General features: G+C 52.7%; 17 protein-coding genes. 15 read left to right on the forward strand and 2 right to left on the reverse strand.

All coding sequences use genetic code 11. The features are described 5' to 3' along the window. The first annotated feature begins 266 nt into the window (after positions 1–266). Together ACYVRZ_RS11685 and ACYVRZ_RS11690 are read left to right on the forward strand one after the other, a co-directional pair. Entirely contained in the window at positions 267–3362 is a 3096-nt protein-coding gene (locus ACYVRZ_RS11685) for a VaFE repeat-containing surface-anchored protein (RefSeq protein WP_461227071.1), read from the forward strand. Positions 3363–3365: 3 nt separating this feature from the next. Then, a complete protein-coding gene (locus ACYVRZ_RS11690) occupies positions 3366–4130 on the forward strand; it encodes a sortase domain-containing protein (RefSeq protein WP_054663286.1) in 765 nt (254 codons plus the stop codon). Positions 4131–4271: 141 nt separating this feature from the next. On the opposite strand, the gene ACYVRZ_RS11695 is transcribed toward ACYVRZ_RS11690, so the two are convergent. Continuing rightward, the gene (locus ACYVRZ_RS11695) at positions 4272–4571 is read right to left on the reverse strand and encodes a type II toxin-antitoxin system YafQ family toxin (RefSeq protein WP_056989271.1); all 300 of its coding nucleotides are present in this window, start codon (positions 4569–4571) and stop codon (positions 4272–4274) included. Next, positions 4564–4833 (reverse strand): type II toxin-antitoxin system RelB/DinJ family antitoxin, encoded by a 270-nt coding sequence (locus ACYVRZ_RS11700; protein WP_056989272.1) that lies wholly within the window; start codon positions 4831–4833, stop codon positions 4564–4566. Before ACYVRZ_RS11700 ends, ACYVRZ_RS11695 begins: the two co-directional genes overlap by 8 nt. A 448-nt stretch (positions 4834–5281) precedes the next feature. Here ACYVRZ_RS11700 and ACYVRZ_RS11705 point away from each other — a divergent pair, with 448 nt between their 5' ends. From ACYVRZ_RS11705 to ACYVRZ_RS11765, 13 genes are all read left to right on the forward strand, one after another. Continuing rightward, positions 5282–5509: a type II toxin-antitoxin system RelB/DinJ family antitoxin gene (locus tag ACYVRZ_RS11705; protein WP_054663292.1), complete on the forward strand. Its 228-nt coding sequence runs from the start codon at positions 5282–5284 to the stop codon at positions 5507–5509. A 250-nt stretch (positions 5510–5759) separates the two neighbouring features. After that, positions 5760–6083 carry a hypothetical protein gene (locus ACYVRZ_RS11710; RefSeq protein ID WP_054663295.1) on the forward strand — a complete coding sequence of 108 codons (324 nt, stop codon included), beginning with the start codon at positions 5760–5762 and terminating at the stop codon, positions 6081–6083. Further along, positions 6083–6313 (forward strand): hypothetical protein, encoded by a 231-nt coding sequence (locus tag ACYVRZ_RS11715; RefSeq protein WP_054663298.1) that lies wholly within the window; start codon positions 6083–6085, stop codon positions 6311–6313. Before ACYVRZ_RS11710 ends, ACYVRZ_RS11715 begins: the two co-directional genes overlap by 1 nt. 14 nt (positions 6314–6327) lie before the next feature. Continuing rightward, positions 6328–6531 (forward strand): hypothetical protein, encoded by a 204-nt coding sequence (locus tag ACYVRZ_RS11720; protein ID WP_054663302.1) that lies wholly within the window; start codon positions 6328–6330, stop codon positions 6529–6531. Next, positions 6524–6742 carry a hypothetical protein gene (locus ACYVRZ_RS11725; protein WP_056989273.1) on the forward strand — a complete coding sequence of 73 codons (219 nt, stop codon included), beginning with the start codon at positions 6524–6526 and terminating at the stop codon, positions 6740–6742. The genes ACYVRZ_RS11720 and ACYVRZ_RS11725 overlap by 8 nt, the downstream gene beginning before the upstream one ends. 24 nt (positions 6743–6766) lie before the next feature. After that, positions 6767–8071 (forward strand): hypothetical protein, encoded by a 1305-nt coding sequence (locus ACYVRZ_RS11730; protein ID WP_461227074.1) that lies wholly within the window; start codon positions 6767–6769, stop codon positions 8069–8071. A 5-nt stretch (positions 8072–8076) separates the two neighbouring features. Continuing rightward, positions 8077–9579, forward strand: a complete 1503-nt coding sequence (locus ACYVRZ_RS11735; protein WP_056989275.1) for an immunoglobulin-like domain-containing protein — start codon at positions 8077–8079, stop codon at positions 9577–9579. 2 nt (positions 9580–9581) lie between these two features. After that, positions 9582–10079, forward strand: coding sequence for a single-stranded DNA-binding protein (locus ACYVRZ_RS11740; RefSeq protein WP_461227076.1), 498 nt, complete (start codon positions 9582–9584; stop codon positions 10077–10079). Between the two features lie 11 nt (positions 10080–10090). Continuing rightward, positions 10091–10348 carry a hypothetical protein gene (locus ACYVRZ_RS11745; RefSeq protein ID WP_054663320.1) on the forward strand — a complete coding sequence of 86 codons (258 nt, stop codon included), beginning with the start codon at positions 10091–10093 and terminating at the stop codon, positions 10346–10348. Next, positions 10348–11436, forward strand: coding sequence for an ArdC-like ssDNA-binding domain-containing protein (locus tag ACYVRZ_RS11750; RefSeq protein ID WP_054663324.1), 1089 nt, complete (start codon positions 10348–10350; stop codon positions 11434–11436). The genes ACYVRZ_RS11745 and ACYVRZ_RS11750 overlap by 1 nt, the downstream gene beginning before the upstream one ends. A gap of 11 nt (positions 11437–11447) precedes the next feature. Next, entirely contained in the window at positions 11448–12032 is a 585-nt protein-coding gene (locus ACYVRZ_RS11755; protein ID WP_461227079.1) for a hypothetical protein, read from the forward strand. A 9-nt stretch (positions 12033–12041) separates the two neighbouring features. Continuing rightward, on the forward strand, positions 12042–14570 hold the full coding sequence (locus ACYVRZ_RS11760; protein WP_056989277.1) for a VirD4-like conjugal transfer protein, CD1115 family: 2529 nt from the start codon (positions 12042–12044) through the stop codon (positions 14568–14570). Then, positions 14563–16455 (forward strand): pLS20_p028 family conjugation system transmembrane protein, encoded by a 1893-nt coding sequence (locus ACYVRZ_RS11765; protein WP_125706243.1) that lies wholly within the window; start codon positions 14563–14565, stop codon positions 16453–16455. The genes ACYVRZ_RS11760 and ACYVRZ_RS11765 overlap by 8 nt, the downstream gene beginning before the upstream one ends. Positions 16456–16460 lie beyond the last annotated feature (5 nt).

The raw sequence follows: 16460 nt of genomic DNA on the forward strand, positions 1-16460 counted from the left end.
GAATAAGGCATTGGATGACGCCGCTGACGCTGGACAAGGGCGGCAAGCACATGCTTTCAGCGTCTCATATCAAGACGGAACAACCTTCTACTCTTGGGAATGGTCAGACTAAGTTAATTCGATAGTGTAATGCACAGCGACTCATACAAAATGGGCCGCTTTTTTTGTGCTCAAAATTAAGGAGATGAGATCTATGACCAGTATCCGCGCACCGGCAGATATACGATTTGTTGCTACTAAATCTATTTTGAGAGGAGATTCCAAACATGAACAAACAGACTAAGAGCCATTTGTGGCGCGGTCTCATTGCAGCTCTAGGCTTAATGCTTGGTCTATTGTTCGCGTTGAATGCTGTTCAGGCGAGTACAGTAAGTGCCGCGTCGGTAACGATGGAGCACGGGGGCCATGGGACTAAATCAACGTGGGTGAAGCCAGGCGGTGGCACATTTAAGGAGGGTGGGACACCCACGCTCCATCTAAACTCGGCGAGCGGGCCGGTGGTATTTTGTATCGATCCGGGGCAAGGCGTTGTAGCCGATGGAGAAGGGTACACGGGTACAGGTTACAAAACCTATCAGGACTCTTCGGCTGCCAAGCAAATGATTTCTGCAATCGCGTACTATGGCTACCAGAAAAAAAAGAGCGTCAATAACTACATCATGACGCAATGGATGATCTGGGAGGAACTTGGCTACAAGCTCCAGAGTGTTCAAGCCGGGCCCGTGTCAAAAGCGACCTACAATGCTTTCAAGGCAAAAGTGAATGGGCAGATTTCTCCATTCACCGGCGTAACGTCGTTCAACAACACCACGGTAACTGTTAAGGCCGGCCAATCGGTCACCGTCACCGATTCCACTGGCCGTTTTGCTAACTACGGTGCCACTACGTACAAAAATACGACTGGCACTACCGTTACCAAGAACGGTAATTCTATGACCATTACTGCGAGCGCTTCCTCAAACGAGTCGGGCAACATTCAGTTTGTTCCGCAGATTGACGCTAACTATCAAGGCACTCCACTGATTGCGTCCCACGCAACACGCCAGGACGTTATTCGACCATTGATTGACCCGGTCAGCAACCGGACAGTTATCAACGTTAAGGTTGAAAAGAACGTCAACGTCGTTTTGCAGAAGTACGACATTTCGACTGACTTTGGCAATAATGATCCGCTGGCAGGCGTAACCTTCCACTTCACCAAGGATGGCAAGGACTACGGCGACTTCACCACGGATGCCAAGGGCCAGATCGACCTCAACAAGAACATCTCTGAAATGACTGGCAACTGGACTTACCAAGAAACAAAAACTGTTGATGGGTTCAAGCTCGATTCTACCGTCAAGAAGTTCAGCATTGCCGCTACTGATGCTGGCAAGACTATTAACCTGACCGCCACCAACGAACGTGTCCCTGAAGAGGTTCACACGACCGTGACCTCCGAGGATGGTACGCACATCCAAGAACCGCACAAGCAGGTGACGATCACTGATCGCGTATTCTACGCCAATGCCGTACCTGGCAAGGAGTACACGGTTGTTGGCAAGCTGATGGATAAGGCGACTGGCGACGCGCTCCTTGACGACAACGGCAAGGTTGTCACCAAGACCATGACCTTTGTTGCCAAGACCGCGACTGGCTACGTTGATATGCCGTTCACGTTTGATGCAGCGCTGCTGGCGGGTAAGACCGCCGTTGCGTTTGAATCACTCTCCCGCGACGGCCGCGAAGTGGCTGTTCACAACGACATCAACGACGTACCACAAACCATCACCTTCTCCACGCCAAAGATTGGCACCACCGCCACTGACGTAGATGGCTCTCATGACGTTCTGTCAGATGGCGACCTGGTGATCAACGACGTTGTGACTTACCACGATCTGATTGTTGGTAAGACCTACAACATCAAGGGCCAACTGATGGACAAGGCGACCGGCAAGGTTGTCTTGGACGCCAAGGGTAACCCAATTACCGCTGAGAAGACGTTCGTTGCCGACAAGGCTGACGGTTCGGTTACCATGACCTACACAGTCGATGCTTCTAAGGCAATGGGCAAAGAATTTGTTGTCTTTGAAAACCTCTACCGTGACAACAACCTGGTTGTTAGCCACGCTGACATCAACGACGAAGGCCAAACCGTCAAAGTGGTAACCCCTGTGGTTCACACGACGGCGACCTCTGATGAAGGCGACAAGCAAGTAATGCCTGAAGAAGACGTCACCATCAAGGATGCTGTTGCGTACAGCGACCTGGTTGTCGGCAAGCACTACTCCGTGACCGGCTACCTGCACTACACCGACGGCTCCTTTGTCCTTGATGCAAAGGGCGAAAAGATTTCCAAGACGGTTTCCTTCACCGCCGAGAAGACCGAAGGCACCATCGACGTGACCTTCACGGTTGATGGCCGCCTGCTGGCGGGCAAGGACGTGGTTGTGTTTGAAAACCTCTACCACAACAACAATCTGATTGCCTTCCACGAAGACGTGAACGACAAGGATCAGACCGTGACCTTCCCTAAGATTGAGCTGCACACGACTGCAACTGACTCTGAAGGCTCCAAGGAAGTTGTCCCAGAAGAAAAGGTAACCGTTAAGGATGCTGTGGCTTACCACGATCTGATTGTTGGCAAGACCTACACCGTGACTGGCTACCTGCACTATACCGACGGCTCTTTCGTTAAGAACGCCGATGGTTCAAAAGTTTCCAAGACCGTGACCTTCAAAGCCGAAAAGGCTGACGGCACGATTGACGTTGAATTTGTCGTTGACGGCCGCGCCTTGGCTGGCAAGGACGTTGTGGCCTTTGAGTACCTCTACCACAACAACAAGTTGATTGCTTCGCACGAAGACATCAACGACAAAGACCAAACCGTTCACTTCCCGAAGATTGAGCTGCACACGACGGCGACCTCTAACGGCAAGAAGACGGTGACTGCTAGCCAGAACATGACCATTAACGACGTTGTTGAGTTTAATGACCTCGTGGTTGGTAAGACCTACACCGTTAAGGGCTACCTGATGGACAAGGCCACTGGCAAGCCGGTTCTGATCAACGGCAAGAAAGTCACTGCTGAAAAGACCTTCAAGGCAACCGCTAAGGACATGAAGGTGACTATGACCTTTACGTTCGATGGCAGCTCCCTGGGCGGCCATGACGTGGTTGCTTTTGAAGACCTTTACCACGATGGCAAGCTGATTGCTAGCCACGCTGACATCAACGACGCGGGCCAAACGGTTCACATCGCACCAGCACCTAAGCTGACCCAGACTGACGACTCCCTGAACGGTGCACTGCTGGCCTTGGGTGTGGTTGCTCTGATCAGTGCTGCGGGTATTGCCTTCTACCTGCTGCGTAAGCGGGCCTAGTCAATGCACAAGCGGCGCTGGCTGGTTGGCTTTCTACTGCTGTTTTTGGTGGTCGGTATCGGCCTCATTGCGTGGCAGCCGCTGCACGAAGTCAACAAGGGACGCCGTGCAAGCACTGAGGGCAAACAGCTCATCAAGGCACTAAAGAAGGGCCAGTCGGTAGAAATTAAGACAACGCCCCAGAGAACGCACATACGGGCCGACACAGCGCTTTCAATTCCATCCGTTGGGATTGACCTGGCAGTCTACAAAACGACCGCAGGGCTTGCGTATGGCGCATATGCGGAGCTTTCAGGGGTAAAGGCGGACACCGCGCCAGGCGATAACAACTATGTCCTAGCCGGGCACTCTAGTTATCTTCACGGTGTGTTGTTCGCAAATCTCTTCCAGCTGACCACCAGCCGGGGCTATGAGCGTCGGGCTGGGGCTGCTTACCGGCCATCGGACTATCAGGGCGGGAAAGGGGCAGGCGGACTGATTCAGGTGTACACAAAGTTAGGCACCTATACGTATCAAGCCGATGTTGCTTATACCGTCAATGGAGATGACGCGTCGATTCTGAGTGATCCACAAGCAGGCTCGGCAAAGCAGATTCACCTTTTCACTTGTCCTCGCACCGGGCACAAACACCCGCCATTTCGATACGTTGTCCAAGGTCACTTAATCAAGGTAACACCAACTAAACTTGGCCTCCAAAAGCACCTTGATACGTCTCTAACGGCATCTGATCCAACCGCGTATCGCGTGGGCACGTTGACAAGTGATTAATTACCACTACCGCCACCGGGATAGCGTTAGCGCCTGCTGACGCTGCCAGGGTTCGACTCTCTGGGGCGGTCTTGCACCAAGATTTTTGAGGAGGTAGTCACTGATGGAAAAATCACAAAAAAGAGCCCCTTTCAGGGCTTTTCACTTACCGTATAGTTCGTCATGGGAGCCTGTTCGCAGCATAGTCGCGGTCAGGTTATCCTGATCGAGCCTGTACATCAATAGCCAATTCCCACGGGCGCCTTTGACCACGTGTAGTTCGCGGTTTCCTTGCAGATTTCCTGATAACGCATGGTCGGCATATCGGGTCGCCAACGATTCCTTGTTGACACCCTCTAAAATGAGGGCAACCACCTGCTTGAGTTCTTTCATTGGATAATGTTTCTTGCCGAGTCGCTTAACATCGCGGTCGAATGCGTTAGTTGTCTTTAGGCTAAACACCGAGCTTCCTCCACATGTCTTCGGCGCTAGCATATTGGTTAAGCCGCTCCGGGTGGTCGGCATCGTCTAGTGCTTCGAGTGTGTCTGCTGGCAGCGCCGTTGGCATGAACGGAAGTTGCCGGTCTTTAACCATCTGGGTTAGCGTCAGTCTAACTACCGTACTGAGGTCAATTCCCATGTCTTCTGCTACCGCGGTCGCCTTCGCCTTCAACTGTGGGTCTAGCCGAATATTGAGCCGTGCCTCTGGTTTTTTGGTGTCCATCAAATCCCCTCCTTGTTGAGACCATTGTAACACCATTGGCGCACAATGGGAACCGTTCGGAACACAAGAACTGATCAAGGGTTGACTATCAACTAGCAAATTGTACGGTAACTGGTAATCTGAACTACGGAATCTTGTTGATTCTGCTGTCATCTGTGGGACTATCGACGTCATCGCGGCGAGCTAAGGTTCGACTCCTTAGGATGACCTTGGTAGGCAGCAGCCCCGTTGCCTACCATGCACCAACGATTTTTCATTCTATTCCCTTTTGTGCTCCTACCTCTCCCCCAGAGAACAAAGTAGGAGTGCGTTGCTGCCACCGGCTTACCCATTCCTAGAGTAAGGTCAGGGTTCAACTCCCTGGGGCAGTATAAGTTGCTAATCGGCTGATAAAGCAACACCGATAGTATAAAATGCTGTATATGGAAAACGAAAGTAGGGTGAGAACGTGAAGCTGCAAGATGAGACTGCCAGAGTCTTTGCGCGTGTTGATGTCGCTACCAAAGCAGCCGCAGAAGAAGCCTTATCAGAAATGGGCTTCTCAGTGAGCGCTGCTATCACAATCTTTCTGCGTCAAGTTGCAAGGGATAAGAAATTTCCCTTCACGCCAGATACCGGCTACCTGGCTAAGATTGGTTTAGACAACAAAGGCAGGAAGAAGAAACAGAAGAAGTAAGACTACCAAGGCCCTCAATCGAGGGCCTTTGCTGTACTCGGAAAACTAAGCTTCGACTCCTTAGTACAGCTTAGGCAAAGTCTGGCCTGACGCTGACTTTGCCTAATCCCCCAAAATTTTAGTTCTCTACCCGGCCCCTTCTGCCCGAAGGGGCTTTTTGCTGTCGTCGGTGGTCTAATCCAGGGTTCAACTCCCTGGGGCAGCGTCGGCCCGATGGGCCGCAGTCATTTGATAGAAAGGAGGAACGCACATGGAGAAAGGAGTGTATGTTGATGAACGCTTTTTGGCGCGTGAGATTGGCACCAGCGGCAAGGACAAAGAGGGGAACGAGATTCTGTTTGTACGTGTGAAAAAGAGCTTCTTCAGCGCAAACCCGGAAGCCAAGAAGTTGATGGTACCGGGTATTCTGCTCGCGATTGGGCACGTAGCCCCGCAAATTGCACGACCGGCTGGATTCTACCAAAAGCTCGGCTACCTAGCAGCGCTTGAGGTACACCGCATCAGTAAAGCGCCAGATGGGGACTGGCTGATTGAAGGCTACCGAGACACGCATTATCGAAGGGAGTTTGTGTAATGGCTAAAGTCTTGAAATTAGATCCAAGCACGGCATCCGTTGTTGATTGTGGGGCTAATTGGATCAGAGTCACAATTTATAACTCTGGCTTCGGACAGCATATCGAAGCGGGTTATCACGCTGTGCTGAAGACCGGTTGGTGGGCGGATCCCGAACTGCTGGATCTGGGCGAGGTGCAAGAAACGCGTCCTGTTAGCCTCCGCAAGGTTGAACTACTGATTGTGAACTAGAAAGGATTGAGAACATGGCAAATCGTGCTGAACAGAACCAAAACAAACGCCTTGCTACCGCTATTTTGGCAGCCAAGGGAATCAAGATGGAAGACTGGCTCAACGACAAGTATCAGGAAATCATTACGGAGAACACATCGCTATTGATTAAGTCGATGACGGCGCAGAAGAGCCAGCCTACGCGGGAACTAACTCAGGAGGATCGTGAAAATGGATAAAATCTTGCAGGCATTACAATTCTTTGTGACGGCAATCGGGACAGTCTCAGGTGCATACGCAGCCGTGAAATTAGGATTATACGGGCTCGCTCACATGACGAAGAATCGCCAAAAAATTGAAGAGGCCAGAGATGGTATGACTAACACCGCAATTGGGTTATTCATTGCCTTGTCGGCTACCGCCATCGTGACTTGGCTGAAAACCATTTAATCACGCTGAAGGAGGTGAGTAGCGATGTATGTGTTGCTGAAGCGCAGCCGCTTTGCCTGGCCTTTCTTTTCCAAGCTCTCCAAGACCCGCCGTTACTCACTGCATGAGGCGGAGAAGACCATCCGAGAGACAAATCGCGCTTGTCTGGATAGCCACAAAAAGCTGGTTGTCGTGATTAGCATTCATGACCAGCCAAACGGTGACCTGCTTTTCCGTGATGCACTAGAGCTTGGAACGGATGCGCCGTATATGAGCAACCTGTTGGCACTGGTTCAGCATACCTTTAAAGAAGTGCTAGATAATGTCTCTTCGGACGATGTCCAGCGATTCATAGCGATGCTTCAGGCAGCTTTGGTCGCGGAGACAACGCCGGGGCCTAATCCAGAATCCGATCGGGATCCTGGTGCAGCGTCAGAGGAAAAGCCTGAATCAGCCGACAAAAAATCCCCTCAATCAGAGACGGGTCGTTCTGAAGGCGCACCAGAGCAGCGTGAAGCAGCCCACCCATCGCCGGAGGCTGAACCTGACGCTACGTTGGAGGATGATTCCAATGCCGAACCAGAGCCAGTAGAAGAACCGCCTCGCCGTGAACCCGGGCAACCTGAACCGAAGGTAGAACGGGAACGGCGCGCCAGGCGCCGCCTCGCGCAAGGAGACATCATTCGTAAACACAAACGGCTGTTGATTGGACTGGCGGCTGCGCTATTGGCGCTGCTGTGTGTGTTTGGGTCGTACCGGTTCTTTTTCTCATCCAAGGCGGCGCCACAACCCAGTTACCAATCGCTGGTGCGTGGCGAGAAGTATATCCAAGCAGCTCAGGTGTACCCGGAAAAGCGCAGCAATATTGAAGCCGTGGTGGTCACTGATGGGACGACGGCACAATTAGCGAAGTTTCAGGCGAAGTACCCCAGCGCAAACGGTAAGTTTGACCTAGCCTACGCACAGCAAAAGTACCTGGTAGTGATCACTGCTAGCCAGGAAGCAGCGATGACCAGGGTTCGTAAGTCTAAGTTGGCCGTGGCCTATATAAAGACCAAACAGTATGAGCAGGCGGAGATTCTTAACCAGGATCTGAATGACCAGGACTTGCAAAGTCTGATTGCGATAGGCTACATCCAGACTGGAAAGTTCGATCAAGCGAAGCAAATCAATGCTGAGTTGAAGAACAAGACCATAGACCAGGCCATCCAAACCGGGGAAACCTACCAAAAGGCGGTTGAGCACTATCAATCTATTGCAAATGATAAAACCAAGAGTGCTGCTGAAAGAGCGCAGGCAAAAGCTAGCGCTGCTTCATTTCAACATCAACTCGAAACTTTAGGAGAGTGACAAGAATGGCACAGGAACCAGAACAAGAGAAGAAGGGCAGCCGCAAGATTCTTGCGGCTGTTTTAATTTCAGCCGCCGTGCTTGGTGGTGGTGGCTACGGTATCTATCAGGCGGTGGCGGGGCCAGCGCAGCAGACCGAAAAGACAGCGAAGCCTGCAACAAAGAAGAAGCAGGATACCGTGAAGTCAGTGATCAAGGAGGCCGCTGGCAGCGACTCGCAAAGCAACAAGGACGATAGCGCCAAGTCTGTTATCCAGGACGCGTTCCCGACACTCTTGGAGAACGATGAGGGCAATGGCGTGGCCGGAGTCCTGCTCGACAATGGCGTGCAGAAGCTAGCAGACAACCTCAACTCTGATCAGACCAAGGGCCTTGTGGCACTGGCAACGGATGCCACCAAGCCAACACCAGAACCGATTGAGCCAGCAACACCGGAGGTGCTTCCTGGTGGAGACAGCGGCACGTCTGGCAATCAGCCTGGGACACTTCCTGGTGATGGCGGACAGACCGGCGGGGGCACTGATGGTGGAGGCTCAGATTCTGGTGTAACCACACCTGACCAGGCACCATCCATCAGCGCACCGGCGACGATGACGGTGCACAAGGGTCAGGAATCAGTCAATTTCCGGCTCGGCGTGACGGCAAGTGACCCAGAAGATGGCGATCTGACAAACGCGATTGGCTATACAACCACGCTTGATAAGAACACGCCAGGCACCTATACCGTTACCTACTCAGTAACGGATAGCGAGGGGCACACCGTATCAGTGACGCGTGAGATTACAGTAATCAACGACAAGCCTTCTATCGTGTTTCTGAATGACAATCCGGTTGAGGTGGGTACAACCTTCGACGCCTTGAAAGACGTTCACGCTGCCGACTTCCAAGACGGCGATGTGACGGGCAAGGTTACTGCTGAAGGTAAGGTTGATACAACGACTCCTGGTCAGTATGAACTGACCTATTTTGTTACCGATAGTGACGGGCAGACGGTCACCAAGCAACGCACAGTCACGGTTTACGCTGACAAGCCAGTCATTGACACTACCGACCAGAACACGAGCATCGCAATCAACACTAACTTCGATGCCCTTCAGGGTGTCAAAGCAACCAGCAAGTATGGCGAATCTGACCTCAAGGTAGACGGAAGCGTCGATACCAGCAAGCCTGGCGAAAATAAGCTGACCTACACGGCGACCGATAAGTTCGGGCAGACGACGACCAAGACTGTGACGATTAACGTCACGGCCGACAAGCCGAGCTTGGATGTTGCTAAGGTGCAAACGACGCTCAAGGTCGGTGATCAGTTTGATGCCCTGGTTAACGTAACCACAACCAGCCCTTACGGTGAGGCAAGGGTTACCGTTGATGGTTCCGTTGATACGGCTGTGGCAGGTGACTACAAGTTGACCTACACAGCGACTGACAAGTTTGGACAGACCACAACTAAAGAAGTCACGGTTACTGTGGCAGCTGATGACAGCGCGGATGTAACCGAGGAGGAATAGCAATGACTAAGATGATGAATGACATGACCGTTATGGGTCGTGTAATGCCGGAGACGCGAAGTAATGATAGCAACGGCCGTACCTACGTGAACGGGTACCTCTCCAATGAACGCAGTTTTGACACTGGGCGTAGCGAGACGAACAAAGTTCCATTCACCCTTTCTGGTGAGGCGGCCACCCGCTTCCTTGACGAAGTAGAGCCAGGTGCCGTGATTGTGGTTAATGGCTATTTCCAAAGCAGTGAGTTCAAGCGCGATGATGGCAGCCAGGCGGTTTCCTACCGCCTAAGGGGCTATGACTTCTACCGGGTCTACCAGCCAGGCGAGGTCGCTAAGCCGCTGCAGCAGGCCATCCAGCCGGAATTTGAACGCGCACCTGAGGCTCCGGCCCAGCCAGCACCACAGCCGCAGCCTAAGCCCGTAGAGCCGCAACCAGAACCGTCAGCGGCCCCAACTCAGCAACCGACGCCACAAGCACAGTCGCCGTACCAGGGTTGGTAGAGGAGGCTGCTATGAATAACGATTTAATCATGTTGGTTTCGGTAGATGGGCAGAAGGTGGTTGGTGAGGATGTTGCCACCGGTGAGCCTTTGACGATTACTGTGACGCCAGAGCGGGCCGAAGTCTTAAAGGCGATCATGGCCGAAGCGGGCACCGAGGAGGGCATTGATTACCGGGAGGTTGGCCGCGAGGTGCAATCCGATTCGGTAGAACCAGAAAGCCCCGCCTACCTGACGAGAGAAGGCTTTATGACGGAGGTGGTCGAGTAATGGCCGCTAAACGGGCATATACGCCAAAGACCCCGGAACAGATCAAAGCAGAAGTTGCCAAAGTCGTAAAAGACGCCTTGCCGAAGATCAAGTTGCAGTCAAGTAGCCCGGAAGAGCGCAAGGCGTTTTTGGATTTCATGGCCACCGGGTATCACTATTCACCTCGAAACGTGGCGCTGATTCGATCCCAGTTTCAACAGGCCGGGCTGGTCGGTTCCTTCAAGTTCTGGAAGGATAAAGGTTTTTCAGTGCAGAAGGGCGAACACGCGCTCAAAATTCTGGTGCCGCACGACTTGAAGCTCTACCGCGATCCTAGTTCCAAGCAGTATTTGAGCTTTACGAAGCTAAGCAAAGAATTACAGGCGCGGGTGAAGACTGACCCTGATGCACTCAAGACCATAACGAGCCGGTTTTACAACCTGGGGAACGTCTTTGATGTGTTGCAGACCAACGCACAGCCAGAAGATTACCCTGACCTGTACCCGAACCGGCCATTTGATCTTGATAATCCGAACCCCGAAGGGACCAAGAAGGCGGTCGAAACACTCAAAGTGGTCGCCATGCAGGAAGGAATCCGGGTGACTAGTCCCGAGACGACGGAGTTTCCGTCCTACCAGTTAGGGGCTGCCAAAGGGGCAACAATCAACGTCGATGGCAAAGCCAAAGAGATTGTGATGAAGAACAATCTCGGTGATCCCGAATATGCGGCCACTTTAATCCACGAGCTGGCTCACGCAAAGATGCACAATGCAGATCATGCGGGAGCATCAAAGTTCTGGGCGTTAAAGGATACCAAGTCAAATAAGTACCGCGACATTATGGAGTTCCAGGCCGAAATGACCAGCTATGTTGTGAGCAAGTCGCTGGGCATTGACACAAGTGAAGAAGCGATGCCCTACATTGCCTCCTGGACAGAGAACCTAAAGACGATAGAAGGGAACGAGGAGCAGCAGCAAGCCGCCATCATGGGCGACGTGCAGCGCGTTTCAAAAGACTTGATTGAGTCCATCCAGGATGGGCTGGCACCGCAGCAGGCCAAGGACGCAGGCAAGCAAATTGCTAAGCCGAAGCAATTAGCACGAAGTTAGGAGTTGAGGACATGAAGGCAGTCAAAACAATCCCGGCACTATCGAATGAGGCGTTCCAGCGGCGCTTAAACGACAGCATTCTTGATCTGGAGCGCGCTGGAATGCCGGTCGTTGGGATTCAGACCAACCAGGGGGTGTGGATTAAGCAAGGCACCATCCTGTTTGAGGACAATTTGTCTGAAGAGCAGCGACAGCTGCGGTATGAGATGACCCACAGCAAGCTAGCCACTTGGTTCAACCTAGTCGTTGATCTCCTGCTTCTAGGCGCAACAAGTTGGCTTGCACTGAAGCTGTTGGTCACTCCGCAGATCCAAGTCGCTGTACTAATCATCTTTGGGTTGTTGGCTGCTGGCATGACCCTAATTGAGTTGCTCAATGCGGCACTGGGCCTCTCCATGCGAGGGCTTGGGGCCTTTACGCTAGCGGTGGTGGTGGCTTACAAACTGCTGGTTGGCTATGTGCTTTCTACTGTTCCCGCCGCCTGGTCACTGGTTCTTGCGGTCACTTGTGTCTCCGCAGTAGCCATCGGCGGAAAGCCAATATTTGACAGAATCCAGCTCTGGTGGCAGCACGTCGCGGTCGATCGAAGGGGGTGAAACGACGAAATGAATATTGACTATAAACAATGGAAAAGCCTTTTGTCGCGGCGTGATGTAATCACCGGTACAGGGGCTTTTCTGCTTCTAATCTCATGGTGTCTGGGGTGCTTGGCAAGCCACTTGCTTGAGTACCTATTTAGTAGTTTTCAAGCCACTCTGGCAAGTTTCAACCAGGGTAAAACGATCACAAGCGCGTCAGGAATCGGCGCCGTGTTTGCACCGTTGAATTGGTTCCTACCGTCAACAAGCGGTCTATTCTGGCTCGTTACGGTTGTTGTGCTGTTTGTGTGGCTGGTGAAGGTGCCAAAGCTGCTTTACCAAATGCGTATTGCCTACCGTGATCTTAACCTTGGCTCAATGGGCACCGCTGCCTTTACACCGTTATCTGATCTTGTGGAGCAGAGTGTGGCGGTACCGCTCGACGGCTCCATCTATGATGGGTACTCCGGCGTGCCGCAAGTGCACGTGACGCCGGAGGCTGCCGAAAAACTCAACCTGCATGTCACCTCTTCCCGTGGCCCTCGCCAGAAGAAAGCGTTCGATGCGGTTGTTGCTAGACGAGAGAAGAGGCAAGGTCGACGCACAATCGGGCCCGTCCCGAAGAACGGATATGACCTGATTGACACGAACAAGACTAACGCTGCCGTTGTCGCGGGTACCCAGTCAGGTAAGACCCAGACCTTTACATACCCGGTGCTGGACTTGATTATGCGCGCAGCAAAGCAAGATTCGGTCATTGTCACCGACCTGAAAGGCGATATGGTCAAGAATACGAAGGCTGCCTTTGAGCAGCACGGCTATGATGTTCGCGTGTTCAACCTGGTTACGCCCGAGTATTCCATTGGCTACAATCCGTTGGCGCTGATTTGGGAAGCCTACGACAAGGGTGATTATGATGAGGCTCAGCTTCTGTGTAATACGCTGAGCTATTCCCTGTTTCACAATCCTAATGCTAAGGATCCAATGTGGGAGGAGGCATCTATCGCGCTCACCAACGCATTGATCCTGGCAGTGTGCAGAGTCTGCAAGATCAAGAACACACCGGAGCGCGTCACGATGTACACCGTGTCAGTCATGCTAAACGAGTTAGGGTCAAACCCTGACGAGAACGGCGACACGAAGATGGATATGTTCTTCAGCCAGCTGGAAGTCAATGACCCCGCAAAGCTGCAATACGGGACGATCACCTTTTCGCAAGGTATCACACGGGCCGGGATTTACACCGGAACCATGGCCAAGCTCAAAAACTATACGTTTAGTGCAATCGGCAAGTTGACCGCGACCAATGATCTTCATCTCGCGGATATTGCCAACGGCAACAAGCCGGTCGCGTTGTTCATTGTCTATCCTGACTATGACGATTCCAACTACTCACTGATTTCAACGCTGATCAGCCAGATTTCCTACGTCTTGTCAAAGGCTGCCACGCTGTCTGAGACGTCTAGTTTGAAGCGGCGCGTCAAGTTTGTCCTAGAAGAAGTGGCTAATATCCCGACGATAGAAGGGCTGAGCCGCTATATGAACGTTGGCCTGCAACGTGGTCTCATTTACTACCTGGTCTTCCAATCTATCGCGCAGCTCAAGGATAAGTACGGTGATCGCGGTGCCGAGGCGCTGTTGTCGGCGTGCGGGAATAAGTACGACATCCTGGCCGATGGGAAAGAAGACGCAGAATACTTCTCGCGGCTGCTTGGTAAAAAGACCATTATCGTACCTAATCGGGCTGGCGATCCCATGAGCATGGATAAGTCATACAGCGAGTCTGAACAGGCTCGCGATTTGATGACCCCTGAGGAGCTGAGCCAGCTCAAAGAAGGGGAGTGGGTGTTGATCCGTGGGAAGCAGCGGCGGGCCCTTGATGGTACGCAGATTAGCGCAAAGCCAATCTACGCCAATCAGGCTGACCAGGATCACATGCTCTTTCAGTATCAGTACCTGAAGGATTTTGATCACCCGCAGACCTTTGAAGAACTCAACGGTGACAAGCTGGCATCACATGCGGGCACCAAACTCGATGGGTTGACCATCTCGCAGAATGAATTTGCAGAGACCGCAACCACGACTTTAGACCAAGCGGAGCGCTTAAAGAACGAGCCAGATCAGTTTGAGGTGCACAGCAGCGACAACGTTCATTCGTCCTATCAGAAAGACAGCAGTGGGAACGTCACAGTCACTGAGAGTCGTACCGAGGCTGCTAAAGCAGCGGCTGAGACACGTCAGAAGGAAAAGGAAGATCCTGTTGCTGATCTCCACGAGGACGACAAGCCGCTGACACAGAACGTTAGCGACTTCGTGAGTGAGGATAGCAGATTTATCGAAGTGGCCTTGACAGAGGCCCAATTAAAAATGGTTCATGACCAGACTGAGCAGTGGCTCGACAGCGATGAGAATGCGGCGTTCTGGCGTGGCAATACCATGAGCCAGGCACAGGCGTATCTGGCTGGCCACCGCGAGGATAAGCCTGAGTTGTATAAGGCGCTGCGGATGATGTTCAAGTTGGCGCAGTTTGAGAAGAAGGAGGGAGCTCATGGGTGATCAACAAATCATTCAGATTCTACGGGCATACAGTGACTATTTGCATGTCTCCAACATGGTCAGTGACGGCCTGCGGTACATTGGCAATGTGATCATTCTGGGACTCGCCACTTTGACAAATGTAGTTAGCAGCAGTTTTCGCCAAATGTACAAGCTGCTCAACTTCTGGGAGTACAGCGGGGTCAAGAATTTTCTTAAAACCTACAATGCAGCAATCTGGGCGCTCGCCGCGGTGGCAATCGCCTGGGCAGGCCTCATGTTCATTCACAATAAGCGCGTTGACTACCAAGAAAAAGGCAACAATTTTCTGGTTGCGGTTCTCCTGTTCTTTGGAACGACCTTTTTTATGACTCAGGCCACAGGGCTAGTCAACAGCGGGATTGCTGGAAACTCCGTTGACTCGCCGGTGGTGGTATCACTGTACAAAAGCTACATTACCGATGTGTACTCACTGGACAAGGCGGGGTGGAAGCATTCCGGTACGACAGCGACGTTGCCTAGCGTTGCGAAGCGTAACGCCATTAGTGATATGGGCGATGTGAAGCTCCTAAACATCAACGAAAAGGTTGATACCGGGCACTGGTACGGCGGTTCTCAGGTCAGCTCTGACGGGAACAGCATCCTGACTCACCAGGTCTCGAAGAACTCAGATGGAACCTGGGAGCTGCACAACATGACCGGCATGTTTAAGCTCGATGATCATTACTACCGCTACTCCTGGTCGCCGTGGTACTTATTCTTCAGCATTATCTGCGTGCTGCTGGTGACCATCATTACTATTTTCAAAGTCGTCAAGATTGAGATGGAGATAGGCTTCATTGGCTTACTCACTCAAGGAATCGCCCTGACTGACATAGACTCTGGCAAGCGCAATCGGCAGTTAATCACGAAGCTGCGTGACAGTTTCGTCGTACTGTTCCTGCTAGACGTCCTAATTCAGTTCTACGGACTGTTTCTGGGGTATATCAATCAAGCGGGTCTAACGCCGGGAACCAAGATTTTAGCCATGATTGGGGCCGCGCTGTTCATTATCGACGGGCCGAACATCATTCAGGCAATCTTTGGCATCGACGCGGGCGTTGCGTCGATGGCACAGACCATGACCAACGTGATGTTCGCGAGTCGTGGCCTGGGTACGTTGGGACGCGGTGCTGGGCATCTTGCTAAAGGTGTCGCCAAGACGGCTGGAAACGTCGCCAAGGGCGGTTTGGTGGCCGGTGCCGGTCTTGCTGGCGCGGGTATGGGGCTGCTATCCAAGCCTAATCTACCGGCCTCACCACTTGCGGCTGCACCTGGTACCGGCAAAGCGTCGGGGCCAGAAGTGACCGGTGAAGCACCTGGAATGCCTGCGGGCGACACAGAGAGCGCGCCTAATCTTTCAGAAGGCGGGGGAGCACCTGGCACTCAACCCGCAGCTGTTCCGAATGGAAAGCAGTTAGGAGCAGTACCGTTCCACCCGCCGTTGGCCAACGGTAAGAGGATTTCGACTAAGACGGGGCTGCCGACAGGGATTGCGCAGCAACGCCTACAAGCGCAAAAGAGTGGTGCTGGCAAGGCCCCCGCTTTACCGGAGAGTAGCACTAAACACCAGGTGCCAAAAGTGATCGCTTCTTCGATGCCTGGCGTGACTGGGGCTCAAGCGCGAGGCGCGATGGCGGCCTTGCAGCGTGATCAACCGCAAGCTGCGACGCAGCAAACGCTTGGCCAGCGTGCTCAAGCAAAGCTGATGACGTCGCCAACGGTGCAAACCATGCACCGGGTCTATCGCCAAGGCGAAAACCAAGGCGCGCTGATCCGTGAAGCGAACCAAGAGGTCAAACGTCACCCAGTTGGTCATGCGTTGGATGACGCACCGCACCAGCCAAATATGGAAGAAAGGGAGTAAATGTG

This window comes from Lacticaseibacillus suihuaensis, assembly GCF_054785075.1.